Source organism: Klebsiella sp. G-Nf4, from assembly GCF_002810615.1.
Taxonomy (GTDB): domain Bacteria; phylum Pseudomonadota; class Gammaproteobacteria; order Enterobacterales; family Enterobacteriaceae; genus Klebsiella; species Klebsiella variicola.
The window spans coordinates 1-15,447 of record NZ_PION01000006.1 but is presented as its reverse complement, the minus strand read 5'-3'; the positions used below and the strand labels follow the sequence as shown (position 1 = coordinate 15,447).

General features: G+C 50.6%; 9 protein-coding genes and 1 pseudogene. 3 read left to right on the top strand and 7 right to left on the bottom strand.

Annotation, left to right across the window (positions count from 1 at the left end; all coding sequences use genetic code 11):
- Positions 1–11 precede the first annotated feature (11 nt).
- The 4 genes from CWM57_RS13500 to CWM57_RS13485 are packed head-to-tail and all read right to left on the bottom strand — an operon-like array spanning position 12 to position 7,393.
- Positions 12–3,155 (bottom strand): type I restriction endonuclease subunit R, encoded by a 3,144-nt coding sequence (locus tag CWM57_RS13500; protein ID WP_100676160.1) that lies wholly within the window; start codon positions 3,153–3,155, stop codon positions 12–14.
- Between the two features lie 15 nt (positions 3,156–3,170).
- Positions 3,171–4,367, bottom strand: coding sequence for a DUF4268 domain-containing protein (locus CWM57_RS13495; RefSeq protein WP_100676161.1), 1,197 nt, complete (start codon positions 4,365–4,367; stop codon positions 3,171–3,173).
- Positions 4,360–5,697, bottom strand: coding sequence for a restriction endonuclease subunit S (locus tag CWM57_RS13490; RefSeq protein WP_100676162.1), 1,338 nt, complete (start codon positions 5,695–5,697; stop codon positions 4,360–4,362). The genes CWM57_RS13495 and CWM57_RS13490 overlap by 8 nt, the downstream gene beginning before the upstream one ends.
- Positions 5,687–7,393: a type I restriction-modification system subunit M gene (locus CWM57_RS13485; protein WP_100676163.1), complete on the bottom strand. Its 1,707-nt coding sequence runs from the start codon at positions 7,391–7,393 to the stop codon at positions 5,687–5,689. Before CWM57_RS13485 ends, CWM57_RS13490 begins: the two co-directional genes overlap by 11 nt.
- A 213-nt stretch (positions 7,394–7,606) precedes the next feature.
- Here CWM57_RS13485 and CWM57_RS13480 point away from each other — a divergent pair, with 213 nt between their 5' ends.
- Positions 7,607–8,590, top strand: coding sequence for a toll/interleukin-1 receptor domain-containing protein (locus CWM57_RS13480; RefSeq protein WP_100676164.1), 984 nt, complete (start codon positions 7,607–7,609; stop codon positions 8,588–8,590).
- Between the two features lie 94 nt (positions 8,591–8,684).
- On the opposite strand, the pseudogene CWM57_RS13475 reads toward CWM57_RS13480, so the two are convergent.
- From CWM57_RS13475 to CWM57_RS13465, 3 genes and pseudogenes are all read right to left on the bottom strand, one after another.
- Positions 8,685–9,536 (bottom strand): annotated as a pseudogene (locus tag CWM57_RS13475) (phosphorothioated DNA-binding restriction endonuclease); the annotation flags it as partial.
- 243 nt (positions 9,537–9,779) lie between these two features.
- A complete protein-coding gene (locus CWM57_RS13470; protein WP_100676165.1) occupies positions 9,780–11,459 on the bottom strand; it encodes a glycoside hydrolase family 43 protein in 1,680 nt (559 codons plus the stop codon).
- A 58-nt stretch (positions 11,460–11,517) separates the two neighbouring features.
- Positions 11,518–12,957, bottom strand: coding sequence for an MFS transporter (locus tag CWM57_RS13465; protein WP_165784210.1), 1,440 nt, complete (start codon positions 12,955–12,957; stop codon positions 11,518–11,520).
- Between the two features lie 426 nt (positions 12,958–13,383).
- Here CWM57_RS13465 and xylA point away from each other — a divergent pair, with 426 nt between their 5' ends.
- Both xylA and CWM57_RS13455 read left to right on the top strand, forming a co-directional pair.
- Positions 13,384–14,703, top strand: coding sequence for a xylose isomerase (gene xylA / locus CWM57_RS13460; protein ID WP_061155930.1), 1,320 nt, complete (start codon positions 13,384–13,386; stop codon positions 14,701–14,703).
- Between the two features lie 269 nt (positions 14,704–14,972).
- A partial coding sequence (locus CWM57_RS13455; RefSeq protein WP_165784202.1) for a carbohydrate porin occupies positions 14,973–15,447 on the top strand: 475 nt, incomplete at its 3' end.

Below are 15,447 nucleotides of genomic sequence, written 5' to 3'. Positions count from 1 at the left end.
ATTAATCTAAATCATGAATGCCGGATTGTCCAGTAGTTTGACATCACTTCAGCTTGCTTGAGAATCAGCTCTACTGTTCCCGGTGTTTTATCGGGCGGATACTTATACCGACGCAGAGTTTGGCGAACCAGGATACGCAACCTTGCACGTACACTTTCACGCACCTGCCAATCCACGGTTGTGGATTGGCGCAGCTTCAGCGTCACTTCTATCGCCAGTTTCTTAAGTACTTCATCTCCTAACTCCCGGACGGCGCTTTCATTTTCTGCAAGTGCGTCGTAGAAGGCGATCTCGTCAGGATTCAGGCCAAGCGCATCATCACGCGCCATTGCGGACTGAAAATCCTTCGCCATCTGGATCAGCTCTTCAATCACCTGCGCCGTCTCAATAGCCCGGTTGTTGTATTTAATCAACACCGCCTGAAGACGTTCAGAATACTTCTTCTCCTGCACTACGTTATTTTTAGTGCGGGACTGGATACCATCATTAATCAGCTTTTCCAGCAACTCTACCGCCAGGTTGCGATATGGCATATCGTGGACTTCCTGCAAAAACTCATCAGAAAGTAAGCCAATATTGGGCTTATCCAGCCCGGCCAGCGTAAAAATATCATCCACGCCATTAGCAATTACGGCATTATCCAGAATCTGTTTCAGCGCGGAGTTCTTCTCGGCCTGGCTTATTTTTTTGTCCACACTGGTAAATTTGCTGATAGCGGCCTTCACCGCAGACAAGAAAGCAATCTCTAGTTTATAAGGCTGTGCCGCATCCAGCGTACAGCAAAGCGACCAGGCTTTAGTAATTGCCAATACGTTATCAAGAAAACGCTTCTTACCGTCTTCAAGGCCGAGCACGTAGTTTGCAACGGGCACCAGCAGCTTTTGTGCGTGAGCTTCAAAGCCGGTGTAGTCCAAACCCACTGACGTTGCTGTTTTGGCAAACATACCGTGGATGATGTCCAGCTTTTCCAGCATGATTGCCAGCGCTTCTTCGGCATTAATGGTTGCATCGCCTTTACCGTTTGCATCGGTATAGGTTTTCAGTGCCAGTTTCAGTTCATTGGCGATTCCGATGTAATCAACCACCAGCCCGCCGGGTTTATCTTTGAATACCCGGTTGACGCGGGCAATGGCCTGCATCAGGTTATGGCCGCGCATTGGCTTGTCGATATACATAGTGTGACAGCAGGGAGCGTCGAAGCCGGTCAGCCACATATCGCGCACAATCACCAGCTTCAGCGAATCGTTCACATTCTTGAAGCGGGACTCCAGCCGTTTTTTAGTTCGCTTGTTGTAGATATGCGGTTGCAGCATTGCCTTATCGGACGCTGTACCGGTCATCACGATTTTGATTTGCCCTTTTTCAGGATCGTCATTGTGCCACTCCGGGCGTAGCGCGATAATTTCATCGTAAAGATGGGCGCAGATTTCTCGGCTCATCGCGACAATCATCGCCTTGCCGTCCATTACGGTATTGCGCTTCTCAAAGTGGGAAATCAGATCGGCGGCAACCTGTTGAAGCCGTGGTTTTGCACCAACCAGTTTCTCCAGACGGCTCCATTCACCTTTGGTTTTTTCACGCAAGTCCAGCTCATCATCTTCAATCAGCTCATCAACTTGATCGGAGAGCGCCGCCAGTTCTTCATGGTTGAGATCGAGTTTCGCCAGCCGGGATTCGTAGTGAATAGGCACCGTCGCTCCATCGTCCACCGCATCCTGAATATCGTAAATTGAGACGTAATCACCAAATACAGCGCGGGTATCGCGATCCTCTGCCGAAACCGGTGTTCCGGTGAATCCCAGAAACGAGGCGTTGGGCAGCGCGTCGCGCATATGTTTAGCGTAACCGTATTTATAGATACCCGTTTCCCGGTCCAGATTGGCTTTCATGCCGTACTGGCTGCGGTGCGCTTCATCGGAAATAACAACGATATTGCTGCGCCCATTGAGAACCGGATGGGCGTTTTCTCCTTCCTCTGGGGAGAACTTCTGCACAGTGGTAAAGATAATGCCACCAGCATCACGCGTCGCAAGCAGTTCACGCAGTGCTTCGCGGTCATCTGCCTGTACCGGCATTTGCTTGAGCAGATCCTGCGCCTGACAGAATGTGCCGTAAAGCTGACCGTCCAGAGCGTTACGATCGGTGACGACCACAATCGTTGGGTTGCCCATCTCCGGCTGTTGTAGCAGTTTGCCGACATAACAACACATGGAGATGCTTTTACCGGAGCCCTGTGTATGCCAGACCACACCTGCTTTCTTACTGCCAGGCTGAATGTTGCTGTGCAGGGCCAGTTGCTTACCGGTAGCAGCGACAATTGTCGCCTGCACGGCCTCGCGCACTGCGTGGAACTGGTGATAACCGGCTATTTTTTTTATCAGCCTTTCATCGTTGTTCTCGAACAAAACGAAGTAACGGATATAGTCGAGCAGTTGTTCCCGGTTAAAGAACCCCCGTACCATAGTTTCCAGTTGCCATTCCAGCAACGGCTTATCATTTTCATTGCTGATGGTCTTCCACGGCATAAAACGTTCTTCCGTGGCCGTCAGAGAACCCACTCGCGCCAGATAACCATCGCTGACAATCAGCGCTTCATTGCTGATAAACAGATCGCGAATTTCATCTTTATAGGTCTGTAACTGGTGGTACGCATCCCAGATATCTACTTTGTCGTCGATGGGGCTTTTCAGTTCCACAACCGCCAGCGGCAGTCCATTAATAAAGCAGATGATATCCGGGCGACGGGGTTGTTTCGTTCCGCTGATGGTCATTTGATTGACCACCATAAAACGGTTGTTTTGCGGCTGGTTAAAATCTACGAGCAGGGCGTGGTCGTGGATAAGTTCTTCGTCGCGACGGTACTGTACCGGAACCCCTTCCAGCAACCAGTGATGAAAGGCTTTGTTACTGGCAATCAGATCCGGGCTTTCAGCGCGAGTAATACGGGAGATGACCTGTTCGAAGACGTCAGTGGACAGGTGCGGGTTGATTTTTTGCAGGCAGGAGGTCAACACGGGCGTCAGGAAAACATCATGATAATTGGCGCGTTGCGGGTTACTGCCATCGGGGGCAATATCCGGCCCGTGATGAATTTCCCAACCTTGTTCGGCAAACCACCCCAGGCAAAGCTGTTCTAAGTCGTCTTCGGTCAGCATCGGTAACGTCCTGTGTTAAACGTGTTCGGCTTCTTCAGTGATAATTTCAGCTTCATCATGCCCGTTAAAGGTTCGCTTAATCAATAGATTAAGTTCCGGTAGACATGTTGAAAAGGCTTTTTCAAATGCCGTCATATGTTCCACCAACCAGTCAACCATCTCCGGCCACTTTTCCTGATCTGCGATGCCATTGATGGGTTTTCTGTAAGTAATACGACAGGATTTCTTATCCGGTAAGGCCTGCCAAACAATTTCATGCCCAAAGCGATTTTCGATAGCGGATTTGCGTTCATGAAGCCAGTCAAACGCGAATGTATTGGTTTGCGCTGACGGTTTGGCAATCCAAAGCTCAACCCTAATTTCTTTTTTGCTGAAGATAAGATTGTACGAAACGCCACTGATGCCAGAACCTGCGCTTAACCAGTGGTCGGTTGACGGGCTGATATTATTGTACAGTGAACATGAGCTAACGCGGAATTTCTCCAGAGCTTGGGTCCAGAACGCCTTACGTAAATGGTGGCGAGCTTTGGATTCTCCAGTCGTGGACTGCTCCTCAGCCTCTTTCTGCGCCATACCGATCATGTAAGATTCCGCTTCCGGCGTTGGGATAACCTGCTTGATATCAATAAACACATCGTTACCATAACGGTAAGGTGTGACCTTAAAGCACTGTACGCGAATATTGAACTGCATTAACCAGAGTGCGGTATTGGTTGCTTCTTTGCGGAAATTTGCTGCGACCATCATAATGCGTTGTGAACGATTCTGGTTAATTTGCACCTCTTCCAGGCTATCGTGCTCAAGAAATTCAGCCAGCACGTCAGCCGCAGGACGCGTTTCTTCTGGTTCGTTCTGATCAAGGTAACGCTGAAAGATCTCAACAATATGTTCTTTGCGCAGGTTCGCACAGTAACCCGCATATTTCAGCGCCTGCCAGACGACATCACGCCCGGAATCATCGAGCTTATTCTCGATGATCACCAGATTACCGTCCTTGTCGATCGCCAGTAGATCAAGCCGCTCTTTGGTATCATCAAACCCAGCAAACTCTTTCTGGATGATAAGTAGTTCATCATCGCTGTTGCGGGTTAATGCTTGCGGATGCTTCGCCAGCCATTCCTGTAAGTGGTAACGTTCGGTGAAACCCGCGTTGGTGAAGGTGGTTTCCTGAAGGGGTTGCAAGCTATTGCTGGGCTGATCAACCTTAAACATAGTCAGCTTCCTTTGTTATTTCCTCAGCCTCCGGCAAGGTGATTTCACCGGAGAGAAGTTTGGGGAGTAGGGTGCCGCGTAAACCTACTAATGATACTATTGTATTATTATTTTTTTGAATCCCGTTTCTGATGGTTGCTATGTGATTGTCGAATTTATTCAAGATAGATTGAGTTGGTTTCAATACTTCAAGACGATAAACATTATCTCTATTTAACCCAGGAACAGCAGCGTCAGTGTTCATGCTGGGCAGATTCAATGTTTTCATTAAATAATATAAATAACTTAATGGAATTTCTTCTTTGGTGGCTACGTAATAGACAGTATCAATTGGATGGAATTTCCCATCTTCCCAATAAATTGTACCAATTGAGCCTTTTCTGCCAACTATAATACTAGGCCCTTCAACAAGGTAGCCGTTGTGAGAGCCGGTAATCCCACCCGATCCATAGACAGGATATGGCCCATCAATGCGTTCTGTTTTTTTTAATGCTTTTCCGTAGTGAAGAGTTGCTATATTTGACATTCGTTGCGAACTCCATCCAGCCGGAATGTCCCCTAATTCACTTTCCTGCATAGTCGACGGGAACAACTCTGCCGTAGCCTTGAGTTCAGCATATTTTTCAGGATGCTCTTGCTCAAATACGGTCAAAGAATCAGCATCCTTTCCAGAAATTGCTGTCATGGCAGCAAGTGTTGCATCTTCCTGTGAACCGCCCGCTTCCAGTACCGCAATTTTGGCTTTAACTGGTTCAAAATCAACAAACCAGCTTTTGAACAGGGCTTGCGCCATTTGTTCGAGAGTTCGATTAATTTTATTATTGTTTGATAATTTTTGTGCTAATGAATTAAGAGTGAACGCGATAGTGTCCTCCATGCCAACAAGACGAGGTATTTTTAGATCCTTGATGAATGGAATTCTTACATTACTAACAGTTGTACCTGTTCCCTCATTCCAAAATATTTGATGCTGAACATAAGGTGACTGTAAAGCCCAGAATAAAAAATGAGGATTTATATTTTCCCTGGCCCTTAATAATACCTGTCTCTGCCCTAAACAGCATGTTAATCCTTCAGGTATTAAGCAAACTTCCCCCATCGGTGCTTCCCGAGTAAATACTATATCATTCTCTTTAGGTGTGGCACGTTTAATTCTGCTTTTGAACCCTTCCTCATCAGTAAAACTTGGCGATGACAAATCAAGTACGCCATCGCGAATATTTTGGTTTCGTAATACAACAAAACCTGAGTCAGTCCAGGTAGGTGTTGAGTGGGGGCAATCAACTATTAGTTCACACAGTTCCTCAAGACGTTCCGTACTAAAATTCATATCCCAACCCCTCAAGATTCGTCTTGATCTGCTTTTCTAGCTCTGCACTTTCCGCCAGTTGCACTTTGAGCTGAGCCGTCAATCGCGTCATCTTCTCGGAAAATGGTTCATCACCTTCATCCTTTTCAACCGATCCAACATAGCGCCCTGGAGTTAAGATAAAATCGTGCTTCTTGATATCCTCCAACGTAGCGGCAAAGCAGAAACCGGCTTCATCTTTATAATCTTTATCCATCTGCCATGCGTGGAAAGTATCTGCAATTTTTTTAGTATCATCTGTAGAAAAATCACGCAGTGCTCGGTCTTTCATAAAACCAATCTGGCGAGCGTCGATAAACAACACTTCACCTTTACGGTGCGCTTTGCCGTTACCACCAGATTTGTCTTTAGTCAGCAGCCAGATACAGGCCGGGATTTGCGTATTGGTAAATAGTTGACCCGGCAGCGCTACCATACATTCCACCAGATCCGCCTCAATAATCGCCCGACGAATTTCACCTTCACTGTTGGTATTGGAACTCATCGAACCGTTCGCCAGCAGCAGCGCCATTGAACCTTTCGGGGCCAGATGGTGGAGCATATGCTGCATCCAGGCAAAGTTGGCGTTACCTTGCGGCGGGGTGCCATATTTCCAGCGAACATCCTCTTCCAGTGTTTTGCTCCACCACTCCTTCATGTTGAATGGCGGATTCGCCATAACAAAATCGGCACGTAAATCCGGATGCTGATCGTTCAGGAACGTATCGGCGTTCTGTTTACCGAAGTTAAAATCGATACCGCGAATCACCATATTCATCGCAGCCAGACGCCAGGTAGTCGGGTTGGATTCCTGCCCGTAAACGGAGATATTGCGCTTTTGCTCGGCGGCGTTGTAATGCTTTTCATCTGCGTGTGCTTCGATAAAGCGATCGCTGGAAACGAAGAAGCCACCGGAACCCATCGCTGGATCATAAACACGGCCATTGTAGGGCTGGAGCATTTCAACAATCAGCGTAACGATGCTTTTCGGCGTGTAATACTGGCCGCCCTGTTTGCCTTCCGCCAGCGCAAACTGACCAAGGAAGTATTCGTAAACGTGACCGAGAATATCTTTGCTCTTCAAATTGAGCTTCACGCCATTGTATTTAGGTTCGCTGAAACTGGTATCGGAGAAGACGTTAATCAGGCTGATTAACAGGTCATTGCCAAGCTGATAGTGCCCGATACGGTTAAGGATGTTTTTCAGTTTCGGGTTGCTGTTTTCGATAGTATCCAGAGCGATATCAATCAGCTTCGATACTGACGTCATGACGATATCTTTGCCGCTATCGTCTTTCCCCAGAACCGTCCCTACAGGCAGAGCAGCGTTGGTTTTGAGCGTTTCCCAGCGAGCTAGCTTTGGCACCCAGAAAACGTTTTTCTCGGTGTAATAGTCCTGAACTTCCAGTTCTTCTTCGATCGCCTGCTGGTAAGCCTCTTCCGTGTCGTAATCATCACGAGAAAGCGCGTAAATGTTGTCCGGGTTGGACTTGTCTTCAAACAGCCCTCTCAGTTCCTTCTGACGAGTGTCAAAGGCATCTGAAACATACTTCAGAAAGATAAGCCCCAGAACCACATGCTTGTAGTTGGCCGCGTCCATATTGGCGCGTAGCTTGTCTGCGGCTTTCCAGAATTTAGTATCCAGATCGTTCAGAAATTGCTGTTCAGCGTTGTCCATCAAAACCTCAAAAAATCATTTATGCCTGGTTGGATGTCCAGGTTGTGTAAAATCGGGGAAATTGCCAATGATCATACCCTGACGTCAGAGCGATACCAAGATGAAGGACTGATTTCCGCATCAATACCTTGTGGCAAGGGGGGATGACTCTTTTACACTTATAGGCGCAAAATAACGGTATTTTTCATTTCCTTCTGGAGCATCTTACGCGCTATGACCACTCTCGTTTTTTCATACTCCCATGCAGATGAAGCCCTACGCAATGAGCTTGAGAAGCATCTTTCCCCCCTGAAGCGCATGGGAAAGATCAGCACATGGCACGATCGCCGCATCGTTCCAGGGCAAGAGTTCGAGAACCAAATAGACCACTACTTTTCGCAGGCAGATATCATCCTGTTGTTAATTAGCAGTGATTTCATCGCTTCTGATTATTGCTATCAGGTAGAAATGACCAACGCTCTGGAGCGGCATAAACGGGGCGAGGCGGTGGTCATTCCGGTGATCTTAAGAGAATGTGCCTGGCATCAGCTACCGTTCGGCAGCATTATGGCGGCGACCGTTGATGGTAAACCCATAACCAAGTTTGCCAGCCATGATGAAGGCTACGTTCAGGTCGTCAATGCAGTCTCCCGCGCCATTGCTAATATGGAAGCGAAGAAACCACAGCAGAGTGCTTATGTTTCTTCTACTGCGTCAGTAAACCCAATGCTTCAGGCAACGGATAACGTTTTTACACCACGCTCCAGCAATCTTTCGCTGCCAAAGCGTTTTACCGACCTTGATAAGGATCGTGCCTGCCGTGATGGTTTTGAATATGTCGCCCGTTACTTTGAAGGATCGCTGACTGAACTCAAAAAACGCCATGCTGGGTTAGAGGTCGATTTTCACCAGCGTGATGCAGACGCCTTCACTTGTGCGGTCTACATGGGCGGGAGCAAAGTCGGTCAATGCGCAATCTGGCGTAATAGCGGGCGCAATATGGGTATGGGCGATATCGGTTATAACCAGGATGGCGTAATTGGAAATGCCTACAATGAAATCTTAACTATTGACAACAACGGTCAGATCCTCGGTTTCCGCCCATCAATGGGAGTCTATAGTGCTGGCTACTCAAGGGATACCTTGCTCACTAACGAAGGGATGGCGGAGCATCTATGGGATATGTTTTTTGAGCCGATAAAACAGCGGGCACGTTAACATAGCCGGGGCGTTATTCCATGGTTCGTAACGCCCTGGACTGACCCCACCCCGGTAGACAGTTTCTGTCCTCACGACGAGGCCTGTTCGAAGGTCTCCGGACTGACGCCACAAACCCCTCCTGCGGATAGCATTCTTTCACCTGCGGTAAGGTAATCGGCTTACCATCAAAATCCCAGAACAGCCTGCCAACGATGCCCCCGCCGTTCACCGCCGGCGAAACCTGGATGCGCATATCTTCATCCAGACCAATGGATCCTTTATCAAAGGCCTTATGGTGAATCGCGCAGAGCGCCAGGCCGTTAGGGATTTCGCAGGGGCCGCCGTGCTGCTTCCATTTGATATGAGCCGCTTCCAGGGCGACGGAGGTATTATCATGGCGCATATTGAAGCCGCAGATCGCGCACTCATAGTTATAGGCGCGCAGCACCTGCTGGCGAAAATGCGGGTCGCGCTCTTTGCGGATCTGCAGCAGATCAAACCCCATCTCTTCAGCCAGGTCTTCCTGAATACTCTCCGGGAAGTGCGCCTCGAGGATCTGATGGGCGAGGGTATTGATCAGCTTCTTATTTCTGTTGAGTAGCGCAAAATGCGGCTCATCAAAGCCGCCGGCGACGTGGCAGAGCTCCAGCTCTTTGCCGGGCGGCTGTCGGCTGCCTTGGGTTGAGCACTGTTCGCTGTTGTGCAGCTCCCAGAAGCCGTCGCCTTTCAGGCGCCAGAAGGGCATGTCCGGCCGGTACTGGCGGCGCTGCGGGCCAAAGCGTTCCAGCAGGCTATGCAGCTCATCGCGTATCTCCGAGGCGTAATCGAACATCCGCGCATGGCCGCGCTGGTACTGAGAGAGGACATACAGCAGCAACAGTGGCTTATGCGGCGCACGCTGTTCGCCTTTGCGCCAGATGGTGATGTTCTCGATCGCGTGTTGCAGGGTCGTGCTGGAGGGCATAGCGTTACATTGGCAGCTAAATAAATGCGATGATGCTCGCAAAATCCTTGCCGATCAACCCACCAGATGCGGCGATTCCAGGTGGATCGCTTTTTAAGTATTACGACGGATCTTGCTGTGGGAGTGGAGACCGCGTTCGCCTCCTGCTACGCAAGCCTGAAAAAATCGGAAGCGCATAACCGTTGCGTTCCCGCACACCACAAACCCTACGCTACCTCACCGGTAGCGTGGGCCTGCTTTCTCTTACTTATCCCGCGTCTCGCCAGCCTCCCAGCTGTAACTGCCATCGGCCGCTAACGCATCGCCCAGTTCCTGATACTCGAACTGATAAAACTCAGCCTGGGTACCGTACCCGGCGTAGTCTACCGCCGCCAGACCAACGAACGCCCCGGTAAAGAACCCGCCGTAGCTCTGCAACACATAGTCATCGGACAGTACCGCGGCATCCAGCTGGACCGGGATCTCGGTGAACGACACGCCATCGAAGCTGTATTCATAGCTGTAGGTCTGCTTACGGACCTTAGTCCGGAACCAGACGTATTCCACGCCGTCCGGCACCTTGATGGCGTTATCTTTCAGGTACGACGTGTATTTCCCGCGGTTATTTTCGCCAACTTCGATGACCTTGCCGTTAATTTCATTCCAGGTCAGGAAGACGAAGCTCCAGTGGCGGTCGTTATAGTAATTCGTTAACCCGGCCATCTGCTGGTAGCTGAAGGGCTCGAATTTCACCTTCACCGCGGCGTCAAAATAGAAGGCCTGCCAGCGGCGGGCAATCAGCGACAGGTCATGCGTATTGGCTAACGAACCCTGGCCGATTAAGGTTAATTTGCCGTTGCCGGTGGTGCCCATTTTGGCCGTAAACGGCACCCGCAGGGTATTCCAGTTCGGGTCGAGCGCTGGCGAGGTAAAGTCATCCTGCTGGCTATTATCGCTGGCGCTTTCGGTGAAGATGGCGTCTTTCGGCCCTTCGACGAAGGTTTTCCCGCCGTGACCGCCTTCAATACGCGGCCAGCCCTCGTCGTCCCAGTACACTTTCTGGATCGCGGTTTCCCGACCGAGGGTTGACCAGCCGCGCGGGTCGTAGATGGATTCCCCCGGGCGATTCCACGGCCGGGCGCAGAGCGAAGCGTAATACCATTCGCCTTCCGGAGTGGAGACCAGCGCGCCATGGCCCTGTTTCTGGATGTAGCTGTCCGGGGTATCGACGTTGGTTAAGAACACGTCGCCCGGTTCGGTTTCGAAGCTGTCGGCCTCGAGGGTTTTCGACCGCGCCACCACCTCCTGGTGGGTAAACACGGTGCCGCCCTGGGCGGCAAACAGATAGTAGTGGCCGTTCAGTTTATAGAGGTGCGGCCCCTCGACCAGCGCCACGGCGGTGCCGCGGTAGATGGTACGCGCGGTTTCCGGCATTAACTTCAGCGTGTTGGTATCCAGCTCCGTTAAGGTAATGCCATCGAAGGGATGATGGTACTCCCGGTGATCCCAGGTTTGCTGGACGATATATTTCCGGCCATCGTCGTCATGGAACAGCGAGGCGTCAAACCCGACGCCGTTCAGCTTGATCGGGTCGCTCCACGGGCCCCGAATATCCTTCGCGGTGGTCAGGTAGTTGGTCATGTCTTTAAAGGCGCCTTCGGTGACCTTCACATCGGTATACACCAACCAGAATTGCCCATCGGCCCAGGAGAGCGCCGGCGCCCAAATGCCGCCGGAGGAGGGGTTGCCCTTCATGTCCAGCAGGGTGGTGGTGGAGAGCGGTGAAGGCAGCAGGTTCCAGTTTTTCAGGTCTTTCGACTCATGTAAACGCACGCCCGGGAACCACTCAAACGTCGAGTTAGCAATATAGTACGTATCCTCGACGCGAATAATACTGGGGTCGGCATTAAAGCCGCGTAATATCGGGTTTTGAATAAGTGACATTTCATTACACCTTTTAAAATGGAAAGTTACGGATCGGTCTGATTTATAATTTTTTTAACTACACGCGGATCTCATCCAGCTGACGGTTAATGTCGGTAACATGTTTATCGGAGATCGGATAAGCCTGGATAATCACCATCGAAATAGCGGCCAGCGCGATCGGGATCCACACGGCGGTCATAATGATCCCGTCGATGGCGCTGGCGCTCTGCATGGCGCCGCTTTCATTAAATCCATACACCGCCAGCAGCCACAGCGGGATAGCGCCGCCAATGGTGAAGCCGATCTTGAAGAAGAGTCCCATAATGGCATTGATAATGGCGGCATTGCGTTTGCCAGATTTTAATTCGCCGTACGCGATGACTTCCGGTACCAGCGCCCACATAAAGCCGGTGGCGGAAGTTAAGCCCCACTGTTTAATAAAGGTGGCGATGTAGGCCAGCCACAGGGCGTCGTGCATCCCTTCGCGGGACCAGACGTAGGTCAGCAGTTCGCCGACGATGAACATGGCGAGGAACAGATGGAAGAAGCCTTTTTTACCAAAGATTTTTTTCAGTCTCGGCCAGAACACCGGGAAGGCGATGCCGGGAATAGACGCAACGAGACCCACGGCGCCCATCCATTCGGAATGGCCGACGACGAACTGGTTGAAGAAGCCGTTAACGGTGTTCATGAAGAACATGAAGGTAAAGGCCAGCATAAAGAACATGCCGAGAATAACCAGCGGGCGGTTATGTCTGAGCTCGTGGAAAAGGTCGGTGGTTTTGACGTTGGCGGTCTGCTCGGCGGTCGCGACAACGCGTTCTTTGGTGAATTTATAACAAATAAACAGGGCCACCGCGCCAATGATCATATAGATAGCGTACACGCCAAACCAGGCGTAGTTCGCCGACGGATCGGTATAGTTGCCCAGATTCAGCTCAAGGCCGAAAAAGCCGGTGTCTTTCAGGCTGCGATCTTTCGGCGCCGCCATCTGCACAAACATCGGGAACAGGGTATAGACCAGCAGGTTGGCGCTGTTGGCCAACATCATGCGGGTACTGGTCAGTTTATCGATCGATTCCGGGTCGCGGGTCAGCGACGCATTCAGCGAGCCATAGGGAATATTGACTAAGGAATAAACCAGGTCCAGCGCCAGATAAATAATAAAGGCGAAAGCCACCGAACCTTTAACCCCAGGGATTGGCGCGAACAATAATGCCGACAGGATCACCAGCGGAACGCCGGCTCGTAACAGCCAGGGGCGATATTTCCCCGCTTTCGAGGTTCGTTTATCCACATAGGTTCCGACCATCGGATCCCAAAACACATTAATGATACGGACAAAAAGAAAAATAAAGCCTGCCGTTGCCGTGCTGATGGTATTTACCGTCAGCATATGCAAAGCCAGAAAACCCCCAATTGTGCCGAAAACCAGGTTTTGTGCAAAGTCGCCCATGCCATAACCAATTCGTTCTCCACGGGTTAATTTATGATATTCCTCATGCCGACTGTGCATTATGTTTTTACTCATTCTAAGCAGACTCCGGTTTGTTTTGTGTAGGTGAAACACTTTCTGACACAGTTGACCTGGAAGAATCTATTACGTTTTTAAATTACGTAATTATGTTTTTTTACTTCTGTGATCCTCGAAGCAAAGGCCTGTATCGCCTGCGTTGAACCGCTATCCGCCGCTAATTTTTTGGCAGGCAGGCATTGTGACAAAACCGGCATTTTAATTTGGCATGGACACCTGAATTCCCCAGGAAGTGTACTCTATACGCGCGCGAAGCGAGATATTTAAAATAGTTTTATTTGCGAGATGGCTCACATTTGAGCATTTTCTCAATCGCTGAGTGAAATAACGTAATTGAGCAACCGACGATGAGAATACACGATGTGTCACAGTTGTTAATTTTCCTGTTTCTCAATTTCGGAGTTCATCATGCAAACCTATTTCGACCAGGTTGATCGCGTTCGCTTTGCCGGACCCAAAACCGATAATCCGCTGGCGTTTCGCCACTATAATCCGGATGAAATCGTGCTGGGAAAACGTATGGCAGAGCATCTGCGTTTTGCCGCCTGTTATTGGCATAACTTCTGCTGGAATGGCGCGGATATGTTTGGCGCCGGCTCGTTTGAGCGTCCCTGGCAGGCCGCGGGCGATGCGCTGGAAATGGCCAAACGCAAAGCGGACGTGGCGTTTGAATTTTTCTACAAGCTCAACGTGCCGTATTACTGCTTCCACGATGTCGACGTCTCGCCAGAAGGCGCGTCGCTGAAAGAATATCTGCACAATTTCGCCGTGATGACCGAAGTGCTGGCGGAGAAACAGCAGCAAACCGGCGTGAAACTACTGTGGGGCACCGCCAACTGCTTTACCCACCCGCGTTACGGCGCTGGGGCGGCGACCAACCCCGATCCGGAGGTGTTTGCCTGGGCGGCCACGCAGGTGGTGACCGCCATGAACGCCACTCACCAGCTCGGCGGCGAAAACTATGTGCTGTGGGGCGGCCGCGAAGGTTACGAGTCCCTGCTGAATACCGACCTGCGCCAGGAGCGCGAGCAGATTGGCCGCTTCCTGCAGATGGTGGTGGAGCACAAGCATAAGATTGGCTTTGGCGGCACGCTGCTTATTGAACCGAAACCGCAGGAACCCACCAAGCATCAGTACGATTACGATGTCGCGACGGTGTATGGCTTCCTGAAGCAGTTTGGTCTGGAAAATGAGATCAAGGTGAACATTGAAGCCAACCACGCCACCCTGGCGGGGCACTCTTTCCACCATGAAATCGCCAGCGCCATCGCGCTGGGGATCTTTGGCTCCGTTGATGCCAACCGCGGCGATGCGCAGCTCGGCTGGGATACGGACCAGTTCCCGAACAGCGTGGAAGAAAATACCCTGGTGATGTACGAGATCCTCAAAGCCGGGGGATTCACCACCGGCGGCCTGAACTTTGACGCCAAAGTTCGTCGGCAGAGCACCGACAAATACGACATGTTCTATGGCCATATTGGCGCCATGGACGTGATGGCGCTGTCCCTTAAGCTGGCCGCGCGCATGATTGAGGATGGTAAGCTCGATCAGGGTCTGGCAAAACGCTATGCCGGCTGGCAGGGCGAGCTGGGGCAGAAAATTATGACCGGGCAGATGTCGCTGGATAATATTGCCCGATACGCTGAGCAGCATAATCTGAATCCGCAGCCTCAGAGCGGGCGTCAGGAATTACTCGAAAATCTCGTCAATACCTATATCTTTGGTTAATTTTTTCTGACATGCCCCTGCGGGGGCATGTATTACGCCGTCTGCCTGCAGCCGAAAAATAGTGTTTATTTGTTCGTGCTGTGTTTTTTGTCAGTGGCGAAAGACCACCTGTTTAATACCAGCGAAGGAGGGAAAGTAGCGATAATTGTGTAATACCTCTGTGACCGTACAAAATAAAAAATAACTTGTTCTGATGATAGCGACATATTCTGTCAGCTCAGAATAGGCTGGTTATTGTCTGAATAAAATTAACCTATATTGAGAAACTCATGACAATGATAAAAAAGCTTCCATTAACCATGGCGGTTATCGCCGCGTTTTTTCCGCTTACCTCTGTAATGGCGCAAGAATTTACTCAGGAACAGATCGACGCTATCGTTGCCAAAGCCGTTGATAAAGCGCTGGCCGACCGCCAGGCGAAAATCGACGCCGCGGCCAACAAAAAGGTCGACGTGATCACTAACCCGCAGACCACCGCCGCCTCGCCGGATATGGCCATTCCGTTCGGCCTCAAGTTCAGCGGCTATGCCCGCTATGGCGCCCACTTCCAGACCGGCGACCAGAAATATGTCGGCGTCGACGGCTCCTATAACGGCGCCTCGGCGATCGGCCGTCTGGGCAACGAAAGCAACGGCGGCGAATTCCAGATCAGCAAGGCCTTCAAAAGCGCGCAGGGGGCTATCTGGGATCTCAACGTGATGTTCGACCACTGGAGCGACGAGGTTAACCTGAAGAAGGCCTACG